At 59.1% G+C, this 9,696-nt stretch carries 11 protein-coding genes and 1 pseudogene; 4 read left to right on the top strand and 8 right to left on the bottom strand.

Translation table 11 applies throughout. From position 1 onward, the window contains the following. Positions 1 to 363 (top strand): annotated as a pseudogene (locus ACOI1H_RS13225) (IS66 family transposase); the annotation flags it as partial. A 367-nt stretch (positions 364 to 730) separates the two neighbouring features. Here ACOI1H_RS13225 and ACOI1H_RS13220 read toward each other — a convergent pair. Continuing rightward, positions 731 to 1,432, bottom strand: coding sequence for a cobalamin B12-binding domain-containing protein (locus ACOI1H_RS13220; protein ID WP_422438105.1), 702 nt, complete (start codon positions 1,430 to 1,432; stop codon positions 731 to 733). 384 nt (positions 1,433 to 1,816) lie between these two features. Here ACOI1H_RS13220 and ACOI1H_RS13215 point away from each other — a divergent pair, with 384 nt between their 5' ends. From ACOI1H_RS13215 to ACOI1H_RS13205, 3 genes are read left to right on the top strand one after another with little or no spacing between them, the layout of a single operon-like run. Next, a complete protein-coding gene (locus ACOI1H_RS13215; RefSeq protein WP_422438103.1) occupies positions 1,817 to 2,665 on the top strand; it encodes a DUF305 domain-containing protein in 849 nt (282 codons plus the stop codon). 14 nt (positions 2,666 to 2,679) lie between these two features. Then, a complete protein-coding gene (locus ACOI1H_RS13210) occupies positions 2,680 to 2,973 on the top strand; it encodes a DUF302 domain-containing protein (protein ID WP_422438102.1) in 294 nt (97 codons plus the stop codon). 11 nt (positions 2,974 to 2,984) lie between these two features. Further along, positions 2,985 to 3,419 (top strand): metal transporter, encoded by a 435-nt coding sequence (locus tag ACOI1H_RS13205; protein ID WP_422438100.1) that lies wholly within the window; start codon positions 2,985 to 2,987, stop codon positions 3,417 to 3,419. Positions 3,420 to 3,625: 206 nt separating this feature from the next. On the opposite strand, the gene rpsU is transcribed toward ACOI1H_RS13205, so the two are convergent. From rpsU to ACOI1H_RS13170, 7 genes are all read right to left on the bottom strand, one after another. Further along, a complete protein-coding gene (gene rpsU / locus ACOI1H_RS13200) occupies positions 3,626 to 3,832 on the bottom strand; it encodes a 30S ribosomal protein S21 (protein WP_237064896.1) in 207 nt (68 codons plus the stop codon). Between the two features lie 280 nt (positions 3,833 to 4,112). Continuing rightward, on the bottom strand, positions 4,113 to 4,880 hold the full coding sequence (locus ACOI1H_RS13195) for a nitrilase-related carbon-nitrogen hydrolase (protein WP_422438098.1): 768 nt from the start codon (positions 4,878 to 4,880) through the stop codon (positions 4,113 to 4,115). Between the two features lie 5 nt (positions 4,881 to 4,885). Further along, positions 4,886 to 5,683 carry an ABC transporter permease gene (locus tag ACOI1H_RS13190; protein ID WP_422438096.1) on the bottom strand — a complete coding sequence of 266 codons (798 nt, stop codon included), beginning with the start codon at positions 5,681 to 5,683 and terminating at the stop codon, positions 4,886 to 4,888. After that, the gene (locus ACOI1H_RS13185; protein ID WP_422438095.1) at positions 5,680 to 6,531 is read right to left on the bottom strand and encodes an ABC transporter permease; all 852 of its coding nucleotides are present in this window, start codon (positions 6,529 to 6,531) and stop codon (positions 5,680 to 5,682) included. The genes ACOI1H_RS13190 and ACOI1H_RS13185 overlap by 4 nt, the downstream gene beginning before the upstream one ends. Then, complete coding sequence (locus tag ACOI1H_RS13180) at positions 6,528 to 7,553, bottom strand: ABC transporter ATP-binding protein (RefSeq protein ID WP_422438093.1); 1,026 nt, start codon at positions 7,551 to 7,553, stop codon at positions 6,528 to 6,530. The genes ACOI1H_RS13185 and ACOI1H_RS13180 overlap by 4 nt, the downstream gene beginning before the upstream one ends. Before the next feature lie 106 nt (positions 7,554 to 7,659). After that, the gene (locus ACOI1H_RS13175; RefSeq protein WP_422438092.1) at positions 7,660 to 8,730 is read right to left on the bottom strand and encodes an ABC transporter substrate-binding protein; all 1,071 of its coding nucleotides are present in this window, start codon (positions 8,728 to 8,730) and stop codon (positions 7,660 to 7,662) included. 311 nt (positions 8,731 to 9,041) lie between these two features. Continuing rightward, positions 9,042 to 9,656 (bottom strand): TetR/AcrR family transcriptional regulator, encoded by a 615-nt coding sequence (locus ACOI1H_RS13170; RefSeq protein ID WP_422438090.1) that lies wholly within the window; start codon positions 9,654 to 9,656, stop codon positions 9,042 to 9,044. Positions 9,657 to 9,696: the final 40 nt, after the last annotated feature.

The raw sequence follows: 9,696 nt of genomic DNA, 5'->3' as shown, positions 1-9,696 counted from the left end.
GCTGCTCTCAAAGCATGCCAAGGTCGCCAAGGCGATCGACTACCTGCTATCGCCTAACACTGGTCAGGATTCAACTCGTTCCTCAAGGACGGCCGTGTCTGCCTGGCCAACAATGCCGCCGAAAGATTCCTCCGCGGCGTGGCCCTCGGAAGGAAGTCCTGGCTCTTCGCGGGGTCCGAGCGCGGCGGGCAGCGCGCCGCCTTCATGTATTCCCTGATCGGCACCGCGAAGCTGAACGAGATCGACCCGCAGCCCTGGCTCGCCGACGTCATCGCTCGCATCTCCGATATGCCGGTCTCGCGCCTGCACGAGTTGCTGCCGTGGGAATGGGACGGGGCCACGCCCCTGGTCAAGGTCGCTTGACCGCGACCTCCAGCGAATGCTTACCATCCTTCACTGCCTCACCAGGCTTGCTTGCGTCACGATGGACCCCGCCGAGGCCCCGGTGATCGGAAGACATACTGCGAGCATTCCCCTGATTGGTAGTATGTGGCATCGAGATCGAAGCAGATGATGGCGCAGAATTTTCGGTGTCGGCACGGGATTCCGCAGCGCCAGGGAGAGGCCCGTAGGACGCCGAAGTCAGTGCGATTGCCCTCCTGTGCTCAAAGCCTCTTTCGATGCCTCAAGTGGTCTCCTGAGCCTGCTGCTGGTGAAGATCTCGCCGCGCGTCGTCCTGATGCCTGCGCCGTTCAGCAAGGGATCCGCCGCCACAGCGCAGAACTATCGATCAGAGAGGGTAGGGTGGAAGAACCGTGACGACATTCGAGTAGGCGCGAGGCGTCGAGGTGGCGTCCACCAATGCGTCGAGCAGCGTTTCTGCCCGCTCGAAGTCATCGGCATGCGCCGCAACGCCGAGGAGCTCGACGGGGCGGGCGTCGAGACCCACGAGGGCGCCAGAAACGAGAATTTTCACGTCAGGTCGGTGCTCTTTCACCATTTGGACCGTCGTGTAAAGCGCGTGCATCGATGAACTCGAACCGATCGAAAGGCCGAGGATCTCCGCGGGCGAGTTCACGATCTCCGACAGCAGGTCCGTCCCGCTGGCGTTGACCACTAGCTGGACGTCCCATCCCTTCGCACGTTGCAGATCCGCGACCATCTGGACGCCGAACGTGTGGTCTTCGCCGGGCACGCTCGCGAACACGGCCTGCTTTCTTTTCTTGCTGATGACTGGATTGATCGGTTTGGCTGTCGTCCGGAGCAACGCTTCCATCCGCAAAGTTGCCACGCGAACGCTCATGAATGCCGCCTCGTCCCTCAACCACAACGCGCCGAGGTGATCCGCGACCGGGCGAAGAACATCGAGGCAAAGCTCGCGCCGCCTCAGACCGGCCGGAAATAGGTCCTGGAGGGCCGTCTGTCCGCCCGTGGTGCCGCCAAACATGAACAGCTGACAGAGCAGGTCCCGATCTTGGGTGGATAGTCGCAATTCGTCATTCCCGCATAAAGACGAGGCTTAACTGCACATTCCGACGCATCCGGTCGACTGTTCCGACAACATCCGGTCAGTCATTCCGGAGTATCCGGTCACCTGATGATCGTTGCCGCGTAGGCACTGGTTTTTGATGTCAGGCCGGGTGGCCTTCGTCAACTTTTTCGGTAGGGCCATCGGCAGTGTGCCGCATGGAATGCCCTTCGAGTTCGAACCGGTATTCATTGTCGCATGTAAAGAGCCACGATCTTCGATCGGTTGGCATTTCGAGGCCCTTTCACGAATTGCAATGGAACAAAAATGAAGGCATGTGGTTGATTTTAAAACGCTTCCGCACGCCGCATCTTCCGCGAGAGCGAACGTATATCTGAGGAGGTGACCATGTCATATTGGCGTTTCGCTGCGATGATCACGACCTCGACGGTCGTGATGTTCGTTTTGATGTATCTCAACACCTACGCGCTGGAGCACCTCTTTTGGAGCGAGACGCGCGTCTACATGGCGATCCTGATGGGCGCGACCATGGCGGTCATCATGCTCGGCTACATGATGTCGATGTATTCGAACAAAGCTGTCAATGCGGCGATTTTCGCGGGGTCAGTGATTGTCTTCGCCGCCTCACTCTGGCTCGTTCGCAGCCAGGAGACGGTGCAAGACCGCTCCTTCATGAGCGCGATGATCCCCCACCATTCCATCGCCATCATGACTTCTTCGCGCGCCGAGTTGAGCGATGCACGGGTCGAGAAGCTCGCCCGCGGCATCGTGCTGGCGCAGAACCGCGAGATCTCAGAGATGCGCTATCTATGGGCCGACATAGACGCATCGGGTGAGACTGACGAGATTTACGAGGATCCGCCAGCTGAGGTAGGCACGTTGGAGGAGGCGCTGAACAGCACGCTCATCGCGACGCTCGACCCATCGCCGCTCGCCCTTTCCGACCTGCCCGAACGCACGGAAACCGGGGCGCTGGACTGCGGCTTCCGCAGGGTCGAGGGCGAAGACCCAGTCCTCTGGGCCAACGACGAGGGTGCTCTGATGAAGCTGAACGGCGTGATCCTGCCGCTCGAGCGGCAGGATGCAGCGGTGGGTCAGGCCTGGGGCGCTCCGGGCATAACGATGACCGTTCGGGACGTGGCGGAGGATGTCTGGCGCGGCGGAGCCGAGCTGATCTTCGCGCTTGAGCAGGGGCTGACGGTTGGTTATCGCGGCTTTTATGACTGTGAGATCTGACGGGAGAAGTTGCCGTGGCCTACACGCATGACCGCATGATGAGTGACACGTCTCTCGAAGACGCCGACATGGTCGACTACCTCATTCTCGCTGCCTGCAATACCAAGTTGGCATGGGAGGCGATAGGGATCGAGCCACACATCAGCGCGATGCTGCCCTGTAACTTCATCCACCGCAGGCTGGACTGGGGCACGGAAGTCAGCGCCGTGGACCCGGCGGGGTCCATGTCGGCCGTTGACACCCCAAACCTTCGCAAGCTTGCCAGACACGTGCGGGACATGCTTGTCCGCGCGGTCGACGCCGCCTGAGTGGAGGCGGCATGCAACCCGTCCCCGGTTTCCTCTTCGGCTTCGTCCTCGCGCTCGTATTCGGCATTTCGCACCATTTCGCGCTGACCGGCATTCTAAAAATCGCACCACATCACGAGCGACAGGGTAAGTCGGTCGTGGTCGTGACTTTTGCAGCGCTCCTGACGCTCCATACGGCCGAGATCGTCGCGCTCGCGGCGCTCAACCAGTGGATCGCGGACGCGTGGAGCTCCGACGCGCTTGCCGGGCCACCGCCGAGCTTCACGGACATGCTCAACCTGACCGCCATCGCATTCACGACGCTGGGATATACGTCGCTCGACGCGGTGGGCGGCTTTCGCATCGTCCTGATGTTCGAGGCGCTTCTTGGCTTCATGATACTCACATGGTCAGCGACGTTCCTCTATTCTGCATGCCAGAAGAGCTGGCAGAGCGAGCGAGACTGACAGTCGGGCTACGCCCTCCCTCCGTCACACACCCACCTCGGCGTCTCAACCAGAGCCGCCGTCAAAGAAAATCTACATTACATAATTTCCATTATGCGATATGTCAGTAATGCTTACCTACATAGCCTTGCTACCAAGAGTTTGTCCCTTTCGACGCTGCCCGTAGGAAGCCCGTTTGGGTTTGCCTATGAGCGATAGTCGTTTGGTTACAGGAGGCCTTCGCGCTCTGCCTTTTTGCGAGCCAGCTTGCGTTGCCGGCGGATGGCTTCTGCCTTCTCACGCGCCTTGCGAACGGACGGCTTTTCGAAATGTTGCTTAAGCCTCATTTCGCGGAACACGCCTTCACCCTGCAGCTTCTTCTTCAGGACGCGCAGCGCCTGGTCGACATTGTTGTCACGGACACTGACCAACATGTTGGCTTCACCTATTAAATACATTCGACATGGAGGAATATGAGAAGTCTGGGTTTAAGCAAGTCTTAATCGCTGCGCTTGGTACGTTATCTAAGCGAGGCACGCCGTGGCTCTTCGAAAAAAAAGCCAAAGCCGCTCGATCTGGGCCTCGCTCAGCCAATACAGATTGCTCATCAATCCCCCTTTAATTCGGTGCCGGTGAATCATGCAAGCCTCGTAGCATCAAGACGATTAATGATTCCTGCTAGCGTGCCATTGATCTTCGCATGCGCGTCCTGCGTCAGCGAAGCTGCGCCAGTGTTCCGAGGTAGGAGCCTGCGGCACGTTCACGTTGAATTGACGCAGGTTCTATCTCTGCCACCAGCAATTCGGGCTCAGTGTGCGCCGTGGCAAGCGGCTCGCCTTGCGGGCCACAGATCGATGACAGACCGACAAAGTCAAAAGGGCCTTCACTACCGACACGGTTCGCGTAGCCTAGCGCAATCTGATTTTCCATTGCGCGCGTTGGCACCATCAGGCGCGCGATACGTTCGTGTGGCGCCATCAACGCAGTCGGCACGATGACCAGGTCGACACCCGCTTGTGCTTCGCACCGGATCAGCTCTGGAAATTCCACATCATAGCAGATGGCAACGCCAACGTTCAGACCCGCGCAGCAAAACCGAAGCGGATTTCGTCCCGCGCGGAACGTTTTACGCTCCCAGTCGCCAAATAGAGCGCGCTTGTGATAACGTCCAAGCTCCAAGCCTGATGCGTCGAAAACGACTGCAGCGTTTCGTAAACCATCTTGCTCATCGATATGACTCCCCATCGCGATGACGAGGCCGGTACACTTCGCAATGTTTGCGACTTTAACAAAGGCCGCTTCGACATCCGGCAATCCCCCCTTGGTCAGGTCGGGTATATAATAGCCGGTCAGATATCCCTCCGGAAAAACCAAAAGGTCGGCACCGTTGTTGGCTGCCATGTCGGCGATGCGAGCGACCTCTGCCACAGTGCCATCCAGATCACCAGGCACACCGGCCCCCTGCCACAGCGCGAGACGCATCGTATCTACTCCTGAACCCTTTCGGCACCCAATAGTCGCGGCAGATCGCCGAACCGCCCGATCAGACCAAAGATCAGTGCGGCCAGTGCAACAAACATGACAGAGACGACACCCATGATCGGCGTATAGCCATATCGCAGACTGTTGAAGATCTTGATCGGCAAGGTCTCAACGGTAAAGCCGGCCACCATGTAGGCAATGATGTATTCATTCAGCGACAATACGAAGGCGAACGCATAGCCCGAGATCAGATACGGTGTAAGCAGCGGCAGCAAGATCGTGCGGAAGACGGTCCAGCGACCAGCGCCCATCGTCCGTGCCGCCTCAATTAAGGACCGGTCGATCGCCGACAAGCCAAGGCTGAGGGTGACCAGTGGCAACGTGATCAGGAACACACCGTGGGAAACCACAGTCGCGGCCAAGCGGCCATACATGCCGACCGAAATCCAGAACACCATGAACCCGAGGGCAGAGATGACCGGAGGCAGCATGAAGGGTGCGACCCCAAGTGTGTAAAGAACCCGCGAGATCCATCCCCCTCGCGCCCAGATATGCAAGGCCAGCGGCAGCGCCATGACGACCGCCAGCGTGCTGGCCATTCCTGCGATGACCAACGAGTTGCGCAGCGGGACCAACCACGCCGGGTCCTGCAAAAATGCGCCATACCAGCGCAGCGACAGACCGTCCGGTGGAAAACGCAGCGTTTGCTGGCTGTTCAGCGACACACCGGCCACGACGATGATCGGACTGGCCAGAAGGAGCAGGATCACGATCACATAGGTTGTCTGGCCTGCCTTGTTCATGCGGCTCCCCCTTTGCCGCCGACCAGCAGCGTCAGCCCCACCAGCGCCAGAGACACGATCAAAAGCAATACCGCCATCGCTGCCGCGAACGGCAGGTTCGACTGAAACACCGCCTGATCGGTGATGTGGACTGACAGCGTCCAGTGCTGAGGTTGACCCAGAACTTGTGGCAGCAGATAGACCCCCAGTGTGAACACGAAGACAAGGATCAGGGCCCCCACAATGGGTGCTCGTAGCAGTGGGATGGTCACGGTGATGAATCTTTGCAGCAGGCTGGCCCCCATCATCCGTGCCGCATCCGTCAGTTCAGGGTCCAGCCGTGAGACCGGTGGATACAGCACCAGCACCGCATAAGGCAGCGCCAGATAGCACATGCCCGTCATCAGTGCGAACAGGCTGGGCGTGAACGCCCGTGGTTCATCCAGAATGCCAAGCCAGACTAGCAAGTTGCCGACACCTGCCGTCTGCGACAGCAAAGCCGACAGGGAAAACCCGATGATCACCTCTGACAACGACAGGATTGACAGTAGGACGACCAGAATGATCGTTTGCGATCGCCTGCGCATCCGCGACAGGATCACGGTGAACGGAAACGCCAGCCCGACGCAAAGTACTGCCGCCCCTGCCGAAAGTGCGAGCGAGGTCAGAAGGATCTTGCCGAAGAAGGCCGAGAAGAACCTGACATAGCTGTCGAACTCGAACCCCGGCTCGAAGAACCCGCCCGGGACCCGGTGGGCCACGCTGACGCTTAGCATTATGACGAAGGGTACCAGAAAAAAAATCCCCAGCCAGACCGCAGGTAGGCCAACGATCCACGCCGGGGTGGGATGGTCGCGTCGTGCGCTCATGCCGGCAATACCGTGCAACTGCCGGGCGCGAAGGTCATGCCGACCACATCGCCGGACGTCACATCTGGACGCGCTGACGGGTGATAAAGCGCCGTGATCTCCTGTCCGTTCAGTTCAAGCACGTAATGGACGCTTTCGCCCAGATCGCGGACAAAGACGATCCGGGCGGACATATGCACGTCCGGCGCGTCATTGGACGCGCTACCGGTCCCCGTCAGACGCACATCCTCTGGCCGGACCGACAAGACCGCATTGGCCCCGACGGCGCAATTGACCCGGTCGTTGGGATGCACCGTCAGTCTCCGTCCGGCAATCTCGATGGTGCGTTCAGCGATCACCCGACAGGGGATCAGCGCCGACGTCCCGATGAATCCTGCGACGAAGGCATTGGCCGGATTACGGTAGACCTGCATCGGTGCGCCGATCTGTTGCACGCGGCCCTGTTCCATGACGATGACCTGATCCGCCATCGTCAGGGCTTCTTTCTGGTCGTGCGTCACGCAGACCGTCGTGACACCCAACCGCTGCTGCAGTTGCCTCAATTCTACCTGCATATGCTCGCGCAGGTTCGCATCAAGCGCGGACAGCGGTTCGTCCAGCAGAAATACCCTCGGGTTGATCGCCAGCCCGCGCGCTATGGCTACGCGCTGGCGTTGACCGCCCGACAACTGGTGAATCCGCCGTTCTGCTACGCCGTCAAGCTGCACCAAGGCCAGCAGTTCCTCGGCCCGCGCCCGCGCCTCGGCTTTGGGGCGGCCCCGGATCGTCAACGGATAGGCCACGTTCTGGGCGACATTCAAATGGGGAAACAGAGCGAGCGATTGAAAGACCATGCCGAAACCGCGCTTTTCCGATGGCACGTCGGTCTGATCTTCGCCAGCCACCAAAATGCGACCAGCGCTTGGTACCTCCAGCCCGGCCATGAGGCGCAGCAGAGTCGTCTTGCCACATCCCGATGGACCCAGAAGGCAGACGAAGCTGCCGTCGGGAATGTCGAGCGTGACATCGTCAATGGCAGTCATATTGCCAAACCGCTTCGTAATGCCCTGAAGCGAAAGTTGTGTCATCCGACGCTGCCCTGTTTCTTGTCTGGCCCGGGCAATTACCCGGGCCATCGTTCGTGTTGCTCTACCCGGTAACGAGTTCGGACCATTTCTGGTTCACCCAGTCCGCACGATCCACATACAGATCGTAGCGCGGCAGAATAGGTGGAATATCAGAAGAAACTGCTGCGAACTCTTCATCCGTCAGATCCGTCAGTTCACGCGGGACCGTCGGCGCGGTGCCGACAAACCGTGACAAGGTCGCCTGAACCGATGGCTGGGCCATGTAGTTGATGAAGACCTGCGACTGTTCGATTTGCTTGGACGCGCTCGACACGACCCAGGATCCGGAATCGAGAACGGCACCCTCTTTCGGAAACGTCGACCGGACAGGTTTGCCGTCCGCTGCGGCCAATCCGGTCACGTCGTGATAATATTGACCCATCGGGATTTCGCCGGTTTCCAGCGCTTGCTGGAACTGACCTTCGTCACGGTACCACAGACGGACGTTCGGCTTGACCTCAGCCAGCTTGGCCATGACCTGCAGGACGCCCTCCTCGGTTGCCAGGATATCAGTGCCGTCAAAATAGGTCGTTGCCGTGATTTCCAGCAGGAACGAATTTGAGGCGAGCGCGAGGAGACCCAGATTGTTTGTATTCGCAGGGTCCCACAGCGCCGTCCAGGATGTTGGTGCCTCGGGATAGACGTCGGTATTCGTCACTAGGCTCACGTACCAGCTGACAGCACCAGTGCCGTACATCTGCCCGTCAGCATAGCCGTGCTGAAAGAAATCGGGCAGGCTTTCCGTCTGGGGCATGGCAGCCTGATCCAACGGAGCCCAAAGTTTCGCCTGCTCTCCGCGCAGTCGAGCGACTTGGGCGATCATCGAAACATCGGCCGGTGCCTGACCGGCGCGGGCCGCCTGTTGCAACTGAACCAGCCATGCCTCGCCGGTGGGTTCGGCAATCGACTCGACTTCAATACCGGTAGCCGCGGTGAAATCCGGAAAGACGTGCATTTTGAAACTATCCTCGAAATAGCCGCCGTAGGTGCCGACTTTCAGCGGTGCATCCTGTGCTCTCAGCAGCGTGGGGGCAGCCAAAGTGCCGATTGTCGCAGCACCTGTGGTGGCTAGAAACGCGCGTCTTTTCATCATTTTCACAATTCCCAGTTGATTTTTTTGAAGTTAATTCGTCCAACGCCCGCAAGGCGCACAGCATCTCGAGCAATAAGTCTGCCCCGATCAGCGTCGAGGTTCCAGAGACATTTTCAGCCGTTTGACGCTCGTCGAGATCGCCACAAACGAGATTGAATTCCAGACAGCCGTGCACGATCTGGAATCCCCCTGGCCGGCCCTGCACAGTCCGATTTGAAATACAATTACATCGGGCAGCCGATCATCTGCCCGAGAACGGCGAAACGGGGATCGACCGGCCTCTATTGCCACCGAAATGGCGCAGTCCCTTGTCATAGCGCGATCAGGTCGAACAACGGCGCGCTTTGAACCTTGACGGCATCGCGCACCTCCGGACCTGTCAGGCTGTCGCTGCGAATGAAGGCGAGGAAGTTCATGTTGATGTTGTTGAAAAGCAGCGCCCCGAAAGGGGCAGGATCGACGTCCGGGCGAATGTGCCCGTCCGCCTGCATCCGGCGGATGAAATCGCAAACCTGATCTGACAGGCGCTCATCCAGGGCGACATACCTGCGACAGAATTCCGACTGCGGGTTCAGCATCGTCTGCGACACGGCAACACGCCACATCTGCCGCGACGTGCTGGTGAAAGAATAGGTCCAGTAGACCCGGCTGAGCGCATCGAATCCCGTCGTGGCATCAGGATAGGACTGCGCAATACACCGTTCAGCCTGGGCCAGTACTTTTTCGGTTTCCTCGGTCACGCTGCTCAGCAGGATATCGGCCTTGGAGCGGAAGTAGTTGTAGAATGTCGCGACCGACAACTCTGCCGCCGCTGCGACATCTTCGATCCGCGTCTCCTCGTACCCTGTCTCCTGAAACATCCGGCAGGCCTCTGCGATGATCCTGCGGCTGGTTGCTTCTTTTTTACGCGCCCGAAGTCCGACCATGATGTGCCGCTCTAATTTTCTGAAGTGACTATAATTATCG

The sequence above is a fragment of the Loktanella sp. DJP18 genome (genome assembly GCF_049310965.1).
GTDB lineage: Bacteria > Pseudomonadota > Alphaproteobacteria > Rhodobacterales > Rhodobacteraceae > Loktanella.
This window is presented reverse-complemented; position numbering and strand designations above follow the sequence as displayed.